Annotated in this window: 11 protein-coding genes; 3 read left to right on the forward strand and 8 right to left on the reverse strand. The window is 60.0% G+C overall.

The window, feature by feature from the left end:
• Nucleotides 1–43: 43 nt before the first annotated feature.
• From YY7_RS0131645 to YY7_RS0131680, 8 genes are all read right to left on the reverse strand, one after another.
• Entirely contained in the window at nucleotides 44–1039 is a 996-nt protein-coding gene (locus tag YY7_RS0131645) for an NAD-dependent epimerase/dehydratase family protein (protein ID WP_035691416.1), read from the reverse strand.
• A gap of 75 nt (nucleotides 1040–1114) precedes the next feature.
• Nucleotides 1115–2224: a DegT/DnrJ/EryC1/StrS family aminotransferase gene (locus YY7_RS0131650; RefSeq protein ID WP_028166728.1), complete on the reverse strand. Its 1110-nt coding sequence runs from the start codon at nucleotides 2222–2224 to the stop codon at nucleotides 1115–1117.
• 130 nt (nucleotides 2225–2354) lie between these two features.
• Entirely contained in the window at nucleotides 2355–2849 is a 495-nt protein-coding gene (locus YY7_RS0131655) for an acyltransferase (RefSeq protein WP_028166729.1), read from the reverse strand.
• Nucleotides 2850–2886: 37 nt separating this feature from the next.
• The gene (locus tag YY7_RS53390) at nucleotides 2887–4404 is read right to left on the reverse strand and encodes an oligosaccharide flippase family protein (RefSeq protein WP_051397032.1); all 1518 of its coding nucleotides are present in this window, start codon (nucleotides 4402–4404) and stop codon (nucleotides 2887–2889) included.
• Nucleotides 4405–4407: 3 nt separating this feature from the next.
• Nucleotides 4408–5469: a Gfo/Idh/MocA family protein gene (locus YY7_RS0131665; protein WP_028166730.1), complete on the reverse strand. Its 1062-nt coding sequence runs from the start codon at nucleotides 5467–5469 to the stop codon at nucleotides 4408–4410.
• A gap of 196 nt (nucleotides 5470–5665) precedes the next feature.
• Nucleotides 5666–6982, reverse strand: coding sequence for an HlyD family type I secretion periplasmic adaptor subunit (locus tag YY7_RS0131670; protein WP_028166731.1), 1317 nt, complete (start codon nucleotides 6980–6982; stop codon nucleotides 5666–5668).
• Between the two features lie 98 nt (nucleotides 6983–7080).
• Nucleotides 7081–9231 (reverse strand): peptidase domain-containing ABC transporter, encoded by a 2151-nt coding sequence (locus YY7_RS0131675; RefSeq protein WP_035691424.1) that lies wholly within the window; start codon nucleotides 9229–9231, stop codon nucleotides 7081–7083.
• A gap of 49 nt (nucleotides 9232–9280) precedes the next feature.
• Complete coding sequence (locus tag YY7_RS0131680) at nucleotides 9281–9607, reverse strand: hypothetical protein (RefSeq protein ID WP_028166733.1); 327 nt, start codon at nucleotides 9605–9607, stop codon at nucleotides 9281–9283.
• A 723-nt stretch (nucleotides 9608–10330) separates the two neighbouring features.
• On the opposite strand from YY7_RS0131680, the gene YY7_RS0131685 reads away from it, so the two are divergent.
• The 3 genes from YY7_RS0131685 to YY7_RS53400 form a co-directional block, all read left to right on the forward strand.
• Nucleotides 10331–12649, forward strand: coding sequence for a polysaccharide biosynthesis tyrosine autokinase (locus YY7_RS0131685; protein WP_245287479.1), 2319 nt, complete (start codon nucleotides 10331–10333; stop codon nucleotides 12647–12649).
• Nucleotides 12650–12746: 97 nt separating this feature from the next.
• Nucleotides 12747–14075, forward strand: a complete 1329-nt coding sequence (locus tag YY7_RS53395; protein ID WP_080663930.1) for a polysaccharide biosynthesis/export family protein — start codon at nucleotides 12747–12749, stop codon at nucleotides 14073–14075.
• Nucleotides 14076–14385: 310 nt separating this feature from the next.
• The coding region (locus YY7_RS53400) for a helix-turn-helix domain-containing protein (RefSeq protein ID WP_155255393.1) at nucleotides 14386–14557 on the forward strand (172 nt) is incomplete at its 3' end.

A 14557-nucleotide genomic window follows, 5' to 3' on the forward strand; every position in this document is an offset into this window, starting at 1 on the left:
AATGGATCAAACTCGCCCGCGAGCAGCGGCAGTGCGATCGGCATCACGAAGCCACCGCTTCTTTCTGGCGCGATGGCTCGAGCGATCCGCGTTCGACTCGCCACCATTTCACAAGATCGGCAAGTCCCTGCTCAAGCGGCACACTCGAGCGGAAGCCGAGCAGGCGCTCCGCCTTTCCCGTCGAAGCCAGGCGGCGCGGCACCGGATTGACCGATCGCTCCGGAGCGAATTCCGGCGACAAGCCACGATGGCCCATCACCGAAGCGAGGGTCGTAGCAAGCTGCAACAGGCTGGTCTCGGTCCCGCTGGCGACGTTGAAAACCTGATCGGTGAGCTTTGCCCTCGCTCCCATAATGTTGGCGCGAGCAACATCGCGAACATGGATGAAATCCATGGTCTGCTGACCGTCGCCGAAGATAATCGGGGGCAGGCCCGCTTCCAGCCGCTCCATCCAGCGGATCAGCACCTCGGTATAGCGGCCATGGATGTCCATGCGGTCGCCATAGACATTGAAATAGCGGAAGGCGACGTAGTCGAGCCCGTGCATGTCGTTGAAGGTGCGCAGCAGCCCTTCGTTGAAGGCCTTGGCCGCCCCATAAAGGGTACGGTTGTCGTAAGGATTCTGCCGCTCCGTCGTGGGAAACTCCTCCGCCATGCCGTACACCGATGCGGAGGACGCGGCGATGACCTTCTGGACATTGTGCTTGACGCACATTTCGAGCAGATCGAACGTGGCGTCGACCATGACTTCCATGGCCAAGCGCGGCTCGGCGGCGCAATGGGTGATGCGGAGCGCGGCCTGATGAAAGACTATGTCGGCCGCCTGCACCAGCGCTGCCATGAGCTTGCCGTCGCGTATGTCTCCGTGGACGAGGCGCACAGGACCGCGCGAGACGGCGCGCTGAAGATTTTCGGGCCGTCCTCTCACCATGTTATCAAGCGCGACGATCTCGAGGCACCCTTCGTCGCACAACAGGTCAATGATGTGCGAGCCGATAAAGCCGGCGCCACCCGTAACCAGAATCCGCCTACCCTTCAGATCAGCCAAGACGCTCTCCTGTTGTTGGACCTCGGCAAGCAGACGTGCATGACATGCTGCTTTGACCGGGATGCCTTAGGCAGCCTCGACAAGTACCGCCTTCTGCAGCCGAGACACGACTTCTGCCACCTGGTCCGGCCGCAGTTCCGGATAGATCGGTAACGAGAGGAATTCGTTCGCCAGCAGTTCGGTGACAGGATAGTCGCCCGCGCGACAGCCAAGATTCGCGTAGGCCTTCTGCAGGTGAACCGGAACGGGATAGTGAATGCCCACACCAATTCCGCCCTCCTGCAGCGCCTTCAGCGCCTCGTCACGCTGGGGAAGCCTTACCGCGTAGACGTGGTAGACATGCCGGCTGTAGGTCGGCGCTCGGGGCCCTTCAAACGGAAGCTTCTCGAGCAGGGCATCATACTGCCCAGCAACTGCTCGCCGCCCCTCGGTCCAGGACTCGAGATGGTCCATTTTGACGGACAGCACGGCGCCCTGAATGCCGTCCATGCGGAAATTGTAGCCAGCGACAACGTGATTGTATTTGGATTCCTGCCCCCAATCACGGAGCAGCGAAATTCGTCGCGCGAGGTCAGGGCTGTTGGTAACCACCGCTCCGCCCTCCCCGTATGCTCCCAGATTCTTGCCGGGATAGAAGCTGAAGCAGCCGAGATCGCCGACGGATCCCGCGCGCCGGCCCTTGTATTCCGCACCATGCGCCTGCGCCGCGTCCTCGATGACGACGAGCCCGTGGCGGCGAGCGATCTGCATGATCGGATCCATGTCCGCCATTAGTCCGTGCAAATGCACAGGCAGTATCGCCTTCGTTCGCGGCGTGATCGCGGCTTCTATCAAGGCCGGGTCCATTGTCCAGGAGACCGGGTCGACGTCCACGAAGACCGGCTTGGCGCCGCAGTACAGGATCGCCGCGGTCGTGGCGACGAACGTCATCGACACGGTGATCACCTCATCGCCCGGCCCAATGTCGGCTGCGAGCAGCGCAAGATGCAGCGCCGAGGTTCCACTATTGACCGCGCGGCAGTGATCAACGTTGCAGTAAGCTGCAAAGCGATCCTCAAAGGCGGCGACGTCCGGCCCCAGAACAAATTGAGTGCTGTCGATGACCCGCGCAACCGCGGCATCAATCTGTGGCTTGATTTGGCGATACTGAGCCTTCAGATCCAGAAAAGGTATCAAGTGGTTATCCTCTCCGGGCCGCCCGGACCCAATAAATATATTAAATGATTATTCCAGATAAAATTAAATCATATAAATCGCACGATGAAAATAGCCGCACGAAGAAATTTGGGTTGAATCCAATCCTTGATTAACGGTCTGCGGCTTCTGCCGCGACGTGGCGCGGTTCACGAACCTGCGCGGGTACGCCAGCAACAATCGCCTGCGGTGGAACGTCCCTTGTCACCACCGAGCCGGCGCCCACGATGGCCCCAGCGCCGACCGTGACACCGCAGAGAATGGTGGCGTTGGAGCCGATGGATGCCCCTCGGCCGATGTGGGTTCGTTCGACCTTCCAGTCCGCAGGTCCCTGCAGCTTGCCGTCTGCAGTGGTTGCTCTCGGGTATTTGTCGTTGGTGAACATCACGCCATGCCCGATGAAAACCTCGTCCTCGATGGTCACGCCTTCACAGATGAAGCTGTGTGAAGATATCTTGCAGCGCGCCCCGATTTTCGCGCCGATCTGGATTTCGACGAAAGTTCCTATCCTTGTGTCGTCCCCGACCGAACAGCCATAGAGATTAACGAGATCCGGATGGAATATTCGGACGTCGCGACCGAGTTGAACGTCCTTTGCGATAGGCATCTGCTATCTCCAAGCTCTCAACAACCTTGCAACACTCTCATAGACGCCGCAGCCTAAGCCACGGCGCAATCACAACTACCCCACCTGCCGCTCGATAAAGGTGATGCAGCAGCGGGTGTCCGGTGAGCATCAGCCCGAGCCCCCAACAGAGGGCGGCGACACCGCACGCAACGATCAGGCCAACGAAGGATGGTACGATCCTCGCTTCGATGAGCGCCGCGCAGACCATCATACCTGAAGCGGACATGGCCGTCACAACGCCGCTCTTCAGCAAAGCACGAGAAAGGTGTTTTGGCTCAAGGGCAAGCCGTCGACCGATGAAATACAAAGCCACAGCAGCCTGGAACGGCAAGGTCAACAATGCTGAAGCTGCCACGGCCTCGGCCCCAAAGAAAGCCGCGCACAGAATGACGAGAAGCGAGGGCGGTAGGGAGATCAAGGACGACGTGAGCGCGTCGCGCACGCTGCCTGTAGCCACCAATGTCGGATAGCTCAAACAGGCGCCGAACAGCGCCAAATTCGCGACGCAGAGAAAGCGAACCAGAGGCACGATTTCCAGCCAGTTCTGACCGAGAAGGATCAGAATGATCGGATGCGCCATGATCGCGATGAAGAGCAGAAAGGGCCACTGCACAACCGAAAGCAGCTCAACCGCATCAAGATAGGCACTCCTCAGACCCGCCGCATCTCTGCTCCTCGAGACAAGGGCGGGCATGATGATGGGGTTCAAGACCTGCACGACGAGCCTGTCGAAAACCTGAGTTATGCTCGTGGCGCGGCTGTACAAGCCGACAGAGGTGAAGTCGAGAATCTTCGCCAGAAACAGCTGAGGCGACAGATTATACAACACATTTATGATGCTTATGCCGCTCGAATACAGGCCGAACCTGACGACGTCACGAAAATCCGCAACCGACGGCCGAAACACGCCGAAATCGCGATGCTGCCTCAGCAACATGATAGTCAAGACCACGTTGCCGGCTACGCCGCCCCAAACGGGCGCCATAAAACCAAAGCTCGACATTGCAAGTGCGATGGATACCGCGGCCGCCACGACGCCGGATACAAGATTGCAGATGGCGAGCTTTCCGAACGCCATGTCACGGCGAAACAGGCCGGTAATCGTTCCAGAGAATGGTGCAAGCAGGAAGCTCAGCGCCGAGACCGCGATCCCTTTCTGCAAACTTTCCTGGTCGAATAGCTGGGACAGAACGCCCGACAGTGCGAGCAGCACCAGCCCGGTGAGTGCCGAAATTCCAAACGTGACCGTGAAAGCAGTCTGCACGCTGGCGCGCGACAACTCGCGCTTCTGAACCAGGTAATTGGCACCTCCGAACTCCTGGAAGGACGCGACAACGACTGCCGTCACAGCATTGACAACCGCATAAATCCCGAACTCCGCCGGCGTCAGCAGACGTGCCAGCACGGCAGTCGTGACCAGGAACACAACAAGATTGCCGTAGCGTTCGATCGCTGAAAAGAAGATCGAACGTTGCACGGAGCGTCGCGAACCCGGCGCGGTGCCTGACGGACCAGGCTGATCAAGGCCCTTCATCTATCAGGCCGTCGCTCTGACCGGCGTTACAGAGGTTCGCCTCCCAGGCAACAGAACGGGACGGCCCTGGTCGGCAATCGAGCGTGATGCCGCCTCGAGAATTTCGATCACGCGCAGGCCCGACATGCCGCCGGAGATCGGCGGCGATCCCGTACGCACGCAATCGATAAAGTGCTCGACCTCGGTCTGCAGCGCCTCCTTCGCGGAGATGTGAGGCGCCCACATGTCGCCGGCCCGATAGCCAATCCGGAATTGATGAGCGTCTTCGGACGGCTCGTCGAGAGTGATGCCCTTGTCATAGACCTTGATCTTTTCGGTAGGCTCAAGATCGTCATAGACGATCATCTTCTTGCTCCCGCCTACGAAGGTCTGACGGACCTTGATGGGGGAGAGCCAGTTGACGCTGACATGAGCCACGCACTTGCTGTCGAAGAACAGCGTGATATGCGCCATGTTCTCCGGCGTGCCGGCCACATGGCAAGATCCCGTCGCCGAGACAGCCACGGGGTCCTCGTTCAAGATATACTGAATGATCGAGACATCATGGACCGCAAGGTCCCATATGACGTTCACATCGCTCTGGAACAGGCCAAGGCTCGAGCGCGTGCTGTCGTAATAATAGATCTCGCCGAGTTCTTCCTTAAGCACCAGTTCGCGGATTTTCTGAACCGCCGGCGTATAGAGGAAGGTGTGGTCGACCATCAGCGTTAGCTTTCGCCGATCGGCCTCGTCGATAAGTCGGCGTACAAGATCCGCGCTTGGCGCTAGCGGCTTCTCCACCAGCACGTGCTTGCCCGCCTTCAGAGCTGCAAGCGCCAACTCGTAATGCGTTCGCACCGGTGTGGCGATCGCGATCGCATCGATGCTCGGATCCTTGAGCAAGTCCTCGTAGCGGTCAGTGGTGGCTACGCCCGGGTAGAGGCGCGTGCTCGCCGCAAGCTTCCCCGGGTCGAGATCGGCGATCGCAACGAGGCGAGCGGACGGGTTGCTGACGAAGTTGCGTACGAGATTCGGCCCCCAATAGCCGTATCCAACGACGCCCATACCAACGCGGATATCTTGCATGAAAATGTCCTCAATTTCTTGGATTTGAGATCAGTGACCGTGCTCCCGCAGCCAGCACCGCTGTAAACCTCTCGGCGCGTAGTCCACCAGGCTCGACGTCCGTGACCGCTCGTTCGCGGTCATAGGCATCACCAGCAGGCGACTGGCATTGGATTCCAACTTCATGAAATGACCGATATGCAATTTGTGTCTGCAGCTAGTATTCGCGGATACTTTCGTCCAACCCGCGAAGTAGTGGATAGAGGAAATAGGACATCACGGTGCGCCGCCCGACCTTCAACTCGGCGGTCACCGCCATGCCGGGGATGAATTGAGCGCGCTCCGCCGGCAGCCGAAGGTGCGTATCGGACAAGTCGACCAATACGCGGTAATAGGGAGCGGTCGGACGGTGCGCACCTTCGGCTTTCGGATCCGGCGGGAACGAGTCCTGGCTGATGACGGCGACCTCGCCTTTGGCTGTCCCGTATTTCTGGAACGGAAAGGCATCAAACTTGATGCGGACAGGCTGGCCGACCGAAACCTGGCCGACGTCCTTGCCCTCGACATTGACCTCGGCCCGCAGCGGCACATCGCGGGGAACAAGCACGAACATCGGCTCGGCCTCACGCGCGACCGAACCGACAGTTCGGTTGGCAATATCGAGCACGATTGCATCGGCCGGCGCCTTCAGCACAATCAACTGCCGGCGAAGCTCAGCCTTCTTGAGATCCTCCGCCGCGCTATCCCGCTTCGCCAGCGTCTCCACGAGGTCCTGATAAGCCGTCTTGCGAAAATCCTCGGCGTAGACCTTCTGGTCCGCCTCGGCTTTGTCGAGGCGATGCGTATAATCGGCGATATTGCCCCGGACGCGGGCCAGATTGCTTTCCACGTCGAGGCGAGCATCGCGCGACAGCAGCAAGTTCAGCTTCGAGCCGACCTCCTTGTCCATCAGCGTCGCGCGCATGACCTCGATCGACTTCATCGTTTCGAGCCGCTGAAGCAGCACGGTCTCTTCGTTTTGCGCGGTCTTCAGATTGGCGCGCGCGGACGCGATCTGCGCCTGGTAGTTCTCCACCTGCGCATCGTAGGCCGCCTTGCGCTGCAGGAACATCTTGCGCTGCAGGACCTGGTCGGCGTTCGCGGATTCGCCGATGACATACTCCTCACCATTCAACTCAGCCTTGAGACGGTCAATCGCGGCATTGAATACACCGACCTTGCTGCTCAACTGGTCGAGATCCGCCTGCGAGAATGTCGGATCGAGCGTCGCCAGCAGGTCGCCGCGATTGACCCGGTCGCCGGGTTTGACATGTATTTCGCGGATGACGGAGGTCTCGAGCGGCTGGACGACGATATTGGGGCGCGTGGTGACCAGCTTGCCCTGCGCCGTCACGATCATGTCGACCTGCGACCCCGCGGCCCAGCCGATCGCGGTGAGTATCAGAGCCAGGACGCAATAGAGCGTCACGCGGGCGATCCGCGGCGGCGAACGGTGCTCGACCTCGATCGCGTCGGATTGGAATTCCGTCACTATCTGCGGCCGGCGCCTGGTGGGCCGGAATAGCCCGCGCCGCCGCCGTTCGGTCGTCCGCACCGGCGCGTTTGCATCGGTGCCGGATGTCTCAGGCTTGGTCATGCGATCTGCTTCGTCTGCTGGTTCCAGAGATGTCGGTAAATCATGCACTTCGACAGCAACCGGTCGTGATGATCGACGTCGACGATCCGGCCGCGGTCGATCACGAGGATCTGGTTCGCGTCTGCGAGCATCGACAGCCGGTGCGAGACGATGATGACGGTACGCCCCTCTGCGATACGGCGCAGGTTGCGCCGGATGATCATCTCGCTTTCGGAATCGAGCGCGCTTGTTGCCTCGTCCAGGATCAGGATGCGCGGATTGACGATCAGCGCCCTCGCGATCGCGAGGCGCTGCTTCTGTCCGCCCGACAGGTTCGAGGCATCCTCCTCCAGCATGGTGTCGAAGCCGCGCGGCAGCCGTTCGATGAATTCATCGGCTCCTGCGAGCTGGGCCGCGCGGACGACCTCTGCAAAGGTCGCGTCGCGCTTCACGCAGGCGATGTTGTCGCGAACCGTACCGCGAAACAGGAAATTATCCTGCAGGACCAATCCGAGATTTTGGCGCAGATGGGCGAGATCGAGCTCCCTCGAATCGTATCCGTCAACGCGCAGCAGGCCCTGCTGCACCGGATACATCCCGGAAATGAGCCGCGTTAGCGTGGTCTTGCCGGAGCCGCTTCGGCCGACGATCCCGAATATCGATCCCGGGGCGATGGAGAACGAGACATCGTCCAGCGCCGGCGCGCCTTCCGAGCCATAGCGGAACGAGACATTCTCGAACTCGATCTTGCCGGCGAAGTCGGGTCGCAGCCCCTCGCGGTTGCCATCGCGTTCGGGCTTCTGGTTCATCACCTCGCCCAGCATCTTCACCGCCAGCGCGACTTCCTGATATTCATGAACCATGGTGACCAACTGGACCAGCGGTCCCGACACGCGCCCCGCCAGCATATTGAAGGCGACCAGCGCGCCGATGGTCATCTCGCCGCTGAAGACGTCGAGCGCCCCAAACGAGATGATGCCGAGCGTCATCATCTTCTCAAGAAATCCGGTGGTTGACTGGGCGGCAGCAGAAATCTTCTCGACGCCGAACCGCATCGTCACCGACTGTGCGCAGCGATCGTCCCAGACCCTGCTCTGCAGCGGCTCCATTGCCAGCGACTTCACCGTGCGCATGCCGTGCACAGTCTCGACCAACAGAGCCTGCCGCGCGCCTTCCGCCTGGTACAGATTATAGAGACGGCGCCGGAACGGTCCCATCAGCAGCGCGACGACCAGACCGCTCGCGGCGGTGAAGGCCAGCACCATGCATGTCAATTTGATGCTGTAGAACGCCAGCACCGGGATGAAGACGAATAGCGACAGCGCATCGAGCGTGGTCAGGAACAACCGACCGGTCAGGAACTCGCGAATTCGCGCCGCCTGCTGCATGTGCTTTACCAGCACGCCGGCCGAAATGTGCTCAAAGAACGTCACGGGCAGGCCAAGGAGGTGACCAAAGGTCTTGGTTGCTACCCGGATATCGACCTTGTTGGTCGCATAGAGCAAAAGATAGCGCCGCAGAAAGCCGAATATCGCGTCGAACGCCAGCGCGGCAGTCGCACCGGCTGCCAGCACATAGAGCGTGGTGAAGCTCTCGTGCACAAGGACCTTGTCGATGACGAGCTGGAAGAAGATCGGTGTCGCGAGCCCCAGCGCATAGAGCATGATGGCGGCGATCGCGACGTCGACAAACAGGCGCCACTGACGGGCCAGTTCGGGGATGAACCAGCGCAGCCCGAACGCCGGCCGATGGTCCGACGCGAGCCGTTCGCGCTTGATCAGGATGGCGTCGCCGCTCCATCGGGCGCAGAACGTATCCCTGTCGACGATCAGAGGCTCGTCCCGGCGCTCGGCGAGCGGATCGAACACGCTAACCGCTTCCGCACCATCGGCTCCCTGCCCTGCCGCGAGAACGACGATCCAGTTGCCGTTCGAAAGTCGGAGCAGAGCCGGATAAGCCTCTCCCAACCGAAACAGCGCACCCCAGTCAAGCTGCGTGCGCGTTGCGCGCATGCCCGCTTCCTTCGCCATGCGCAACAGTCGCGTTGCCGAGACAGGGACCCCGTCGATGGCGTAGCTGTGCTTGAGCCGCTCAACCGGCAGATCGACGCCATGATAGGCGGCGATCTTTGCGAGACATTCCAATTCTGTCCGCAAGGCCGGGCGCAAGGTCTCGTCGGCGTTCACGGGCGACGCTTCCGCGCCCGTGAGGTCGGCTTCAACGGAAATTGCTTGAGGCATTGGGGGACCGTGGGCTGTTGGGCGGTTCGCGATCCGTCGAAGTGGTCGGGGCCTGGCCGGCCTGTCCTTTCGGCGGGTTGCGCCGCACCGCGCCAGCGTCGACCAGTCCCTGCAGCGCGTTCTGCATCACCTCGACCGAGTTCGCGAACGACTCCACGGAAAAGATCAGCCTTTGCCGGAACACCTTCTTCGGCGCATTGTTGGCGTCGCGTTCGGTCGGCGAAAGGCTGACCAGATCGACACGGACGATCGACCCGCCAATCGTGATCTCTTCCACCCCGTCAGTATAGAGCTCGTCGTGCATCAAAAGCCTCCAATGCTGCCAACTTCAGCCCCCGCGTCGACCTGCAGCCGGGGGATCGACGCTGACGATAGTCACGGACCTGGAGCGGCCGATCGAGGCCCGGGCTGTTGCTGCTTTCGATATCCGTCCGGCCCCACGGAAATGGCGGAAAGCCGAAAGCTGGGCATCGGAGTCATCAAACAAACCCCATGGTTCCCCGTCTCCGCATCTCCAGCACCCGAAATGACCAACCGGATATTCTGGAAAATAAATAAAGAACGCCGCAAATTAAATGTCAATCGATTATGTCGCAATCACACGACATATATATTATCTCGGACGTTACCTATCGCTGAATCCAGATTCGGGGAGCCGCGACGCGGCTTCCCCTCAACCCATTAACGAACAAGACTGTTTTCCGACTGAATGAAGATTTGGCTAGGAAGCAAGCGTCAATTCGCCCATAGCGGCCACGGACGAACCTCCCGTTCCCCGCGATTTTGCGGACATGCTTGCGGGAGTCGTTCAACCGCCTCACACATTAAATACTCGCGAGCAGCCCATTCAGCATCCGAAAATTAACTATCTTACATTTAATTTGAACAAACCACATTTTCCGGTATATTTATTAAGTGCAGGGCGGCACGGCGCCCGGCATTCGGCGGGCCATGCCAATTTACGCGGGCGGCGGCACGGCGGGATTCACCAGGTGGCGGAGGCGAACACCGAATGCTCCAGAGCAATATGCGGCAACCCGACAGGCTTCGCGCACCCGTCTACAACGATGTGGCCGAGAGCGGCGGAATCGGCGAACTCATCAATACCGCCCTTGCATTCATGCGACGTCAGTACGTCGTGATCATTCTTGCAACCGTACTCGGCATGGCCGCGTGCCTGATCTATCTGCGGATCACACCGCCGACCTATACCGCCTTCGTCCAGGTCATGCTCGAGAATAACGCCAAGGCGCAATTTATCCGGCAACAATCGATCTTGGCTGAGCCGGCCTTCGATCGCAGTCTGTTCGAAACTCAGGTCGAGGTCCTCAAATCGAGAGGGATGGCAGTCCAGATCATCACTCAGTTCAAGCTCGCCGACGACCCTGATTTCAAGCCATCGCCACGGTCATTACCCTCCGTGTTTCAGCGAGTTCGCGCTGTCTTTGGATCGTCTCCGCCGCAGGATCTGCAACCGCCGCCGCCGAACGAGCCGCAGGATGGCCTGATCAGCGCATTTCAGAGCCGCGTCTCAGTAAACCGGATCAGCTTCAGCGATCTGATCGAGATCGGCTACAGTTCGAGCGACCCAGTACGAGCCGCCGAGATCGCCAACGCGATCGCGAGCGTCTATCTTGCCGACCAGGAGAACGCGAGGCAGGAGACAAATCGGCGGGCAAGGGAATGGATGCAGCAGAGGCTACAGGAGCTCGGAGAGCAGGCCCTCGTTGCTGAACGCGCGGTCAGTGCCTACAAATCCAAGAACAACGTCATTTCCTCCGGGGGAAGGCCGATCGACGAGCAGCAGGTCTCGGAGCTCAACAGCCGATTGGTCGCCGCGCGCGCGCAAACGTCCGAGGCGTTGGCCAAGCTGAACCGCTACGAGGCGATCCTGGAAGCCAATCCGGCGAACGCACCATCAATCGGCAATTTGGATGCAGCGGGCGCGGATGCACTTAACAGCCCCATCATCATCAATCTTCGCCAACAATATCTGGAGCTCGAGCGGCGTGTCGCCGAGTGGGCGCCGCGTTTTGGCCGCGACCATGCCGCGGTCATTAATTTACGAAACCGGATGCGCGAGCTTCGCGGGTCGATCCTCGACGAGGTCAAGCGGTATGCGGAGACGAGCCGGAGCGAATTAGAGGTCGCCAAGCAGCGGCAGCAGGAGATTGAGAAGCGAATGGCCGAGGCTGTGGAGCAGTCGCGCACGACAAACCTGGCCGAGATCACAATACGCGAATTGGAAAGCAAGGCGAAAAGCTTGCGCAGCCTGCACGATACTTTCCTGCAGCGCTATGTGGGCTCTGCGCAGCAAGAAGGTTTTCCTCTCGCAGAAGCGCGGGTGATGTATCCGGCGGTTCCGCCGCAGAGCAAGAGCAAACCGAAGGGACCCATCATCATGATGATGGGTCTATTCGGCGGGCTTGGGTTGGGCTTGGGGCTCGGCCTGTTCAGGGAAATGATGGATCGCGTCTTCCGTACGTCCTCTCAGATCGAAACCACGTTGGGACTGCCGTGCCTGTCGCTGGTACCGGCGTTGCGGGCCGAAAAGCGGTCGTCGACAGCAAAGGCAGCGTCATGGAACTCCGATCATGACATGCGGCAGCGAAAGATTTCCACCGGCTCGACATTTCACAGGACCGTCATCGGCAAGCCATTATCTCGGTACGCCGAGTCGATTCGTGCCATCAAACTCGCCATAGACCTCAATCCCGGCAAAGCCTCCAATCAGGTAATCGGCATCACCTCGGCCCTGCCCAACGAGGGCAAGACGACGATCGCAGCCTCGCTCGCCCAGCTCATCGCCCATAGCGGCAAGAGCGTCATCGTCGTCGATTGCGACCTCCGAAACCCGTCGTTGTCCGCCAGTCTCGCCGCGAACGCCACTACAGGCATCGTAGACGTCATTACCCAGGGAAAGCAGATCGAGGAGACGATCTGGCGCGATCCGAAAACCAATCTGGCATTCCTGCCCGCCATCAGCCGGACACCGGTGCTTCACACCAGCGAGATGCTGGCGGCGGATTCGATGCGCAAGCTGTTCGATCAGCTAAGATCGACGTATGACTACGTCATCGTCGATCTTCCGCCCCTGACCCCCCTGGTCGATGTGCGTTCGACGACAAGCTTCATCGACTGCTTCGTCCTGGTGGTGGAATGGGGACAGACGAAGGTCGACGTCGTCAAGCATGCGCTGCACACCGCCCCCAATATCCACGAGTGCCTCATCGGAGCGGTTCTCAACAAGACCGACATTAAGGCCATGTCTCGCTACGACACGCACCGCAGCGACTACTATCGCGACGATCATTATATCCGTTATGGGCTGACCGTCTCCAACTGAAGCAGATTCAATACCTGCCAGGCTCGGGCGCGCCCCGCCCCCTCGCCCCCATGTTGCATATCGGCAACAAGCTTCGGTTGCGTTTCAGGTTAATGCGATGATTCGCTGGCCTGAATCGCGTATTAATGTACCTTACCCTTACTGGGACGACTTGGGGATAATCACCATTATTGCGCTGCAAACATGTGGGAGGATCGTTGCTGGCCTCCTGGCGCTATCTTGTGCCGGGTGCATTATCACGCCTGGATCCGGCCCATTAGCGACGGATGTCCGATCGGCGTCGGAAGGACTTGAGCCTGCCGTCCTCCCCTACGCCCTGGTCAAGCTGACGCCCGAGGTTGTTGAAGTCCTCGGCCGCTATACGCCAAGGCTGTCCTCGGCCTTTGCCGACAAGGCGCCGGCGAAGGCGTTCCGCTTCGGCGTGGGCGACACGGTCAGCATCACGATATTCGAATCCGCAGCCGGCGGCCTGTTTACATCGGACGCCGGCGTCCGCGCCGGCAACTTCGTTACGGTTCCAAACCAGGCGGTGGACGAGAGGGGATATATTGCCGTTCCGTACGCGGGCACGATCCGGGCGCTGGGCCGCACCCCATCGGAGATCCGTGACGAGGTCACGGACAAGCTCAAGGGCCGGGCCCTCGAGCCGCAGGTCGTCGTGGCTCTGGCCGAGCAGAACACGTCCTTGGTCAGCGTGCTTGGCGACGTGCGCAACGCCGGCCGCTTTCGTGCGAGTCCGTCCGCCGAGCGCATCATCGACACCATCGCGCGCGCCGGCGGACCTGCGACGCAAGGCTATGACATGTGGGTCTCGCTCGAGCGCAAGGGACACCGCGCGAGCGTCCCGTTCGGCGCATTGATGTACGAGCCTTCCAACAACATCTACGTCTTGCCGAACGACGTCATCTATCTCTACAGCCAACCGCAGACCTTTGTCGCGTTCGGCGCGTCCGGTCTCCAGGGGCAATTCAAGTTCGATGCGTGGCGTATCTCGCTAGCCGAAGCGATAGGCAAGCAGGGCGGCATGAACGATGCTTTGGCTGATCCGTCGTCGGTGTTCCTGTATCGGGGCGAGACGCGAGAAGTGGCCAAGGAAATGGGCGTCGATTGCAGGCCCTTTAAAGGCCCGATCATTCCAATAATTTATTTGATCAATCTGCGCGATCCTTCCGGATTATTCCTCGCTCAGACCTTTGAACTGCGGAACAAGGACGTCATCTACACCTCCAACGCCGCTGCGGTCGAGACCACCAAGTTCCTGAACTTCCTGCGAACGATCATGGCCACGGCAAACGACCCGATCATCTACGCGACCAACGGCTATGCGCTCAAGGCTGCCACCGCGGGCGGAACAAGCACGGTGATCACGACACCGACGCCAATTACTTCACCATCGGTCACAATTACACCAGCGATCACTCGGTAATTCGGCGGGCTTATGCTCGGCGACGCTGCCGGTACGGCATGATCTCCAGGAGGAGATCATGCATCCATTGATCAGGAGGCGCCGGGCCAGCGATGCGGAGCGAGGAAGCGCCCGCAGGCAACTGATCGCGCGCAGCATCTGCCATTAGATTCTAGATTCTGTACGATTAGAATCGGCGAGCTTGACGCCCCACGCGAGCCTCCATGCGCCGCGCCGTCTCCTAGAGCGTGTTGTTTTTTAGCGGAATCGGGATTCCCAATTGGAGGAATTTCTGATTCAAACTCCATGCTGGGGCCGGGGGCCAGCATGGATGACGCGACCCTATTCGGAAGACATCCGCGAACTGGCGCTTAAGCGCGCTGATGCAGGCGAGACCGTTCGCTCGATTGCAGCGGCGCTTCAGATCAGTCCATCCTGTGTGACGAAGTGGAAGAACCTGAGGCGAGAGACCGGAGGCCTTTCGCCCGGCAAGATCGGTGGTC

Origin of the sequence: Bradyrhizobium elkanii WSM2783 (assembly GCF_000472865.1) — a bacterium.
GTDB lineage: Bacteria > Pseudomonadota > Alphaproteobacteria > Rhizobiales > Xanthobacteraceae > Bradyrhizobium > Bradyrhizobium elkanii_A.

Coding starts and splice junctions, on each gene's coding strand:
- YY7_RS53390 (WP_051397032.1), bottom strand. CDS start 4,404: ATGAAGGGCCTTGATCAGCCTGGTCCGTCAGGCACCGCGCCGGGTTCG.
- YY7_RS0131680 (WP_028166733.1), bottom strand. CDS start 9,607: ATGCACGACGAGCTCTATACTGACGGGGTGGAAGAGATCACGATTGGC.
- YY7_RS0131665 (WP_028166730.1), bottom strand. CDS start 5,469: ATGCAAGATATCCGCGTTGGTATGGGCGTCGTTGGATACGGCTATTGG.
- YY7_RS0131655 (WP_028166729.1), bottom strand. CDS start 2,849: ATGCCTATCGCAAAGGACGTTCAACTCGGTCGCGACGTCCGAATATTC.
- YY7_RS53395 (WP_080663930.1), top strand. CDS start 12,747: ATGATTCGCTGGCCTGAATCGCGTATTAATGTACCTTACCCTTACTGG.
- YY7_RS0131685 (WP_245287479.1), top strand. CDS start 10,331: ATGCGGCAACCCGACAGGCTTCGCGCACCCGTCTACAACGATGTGGCC.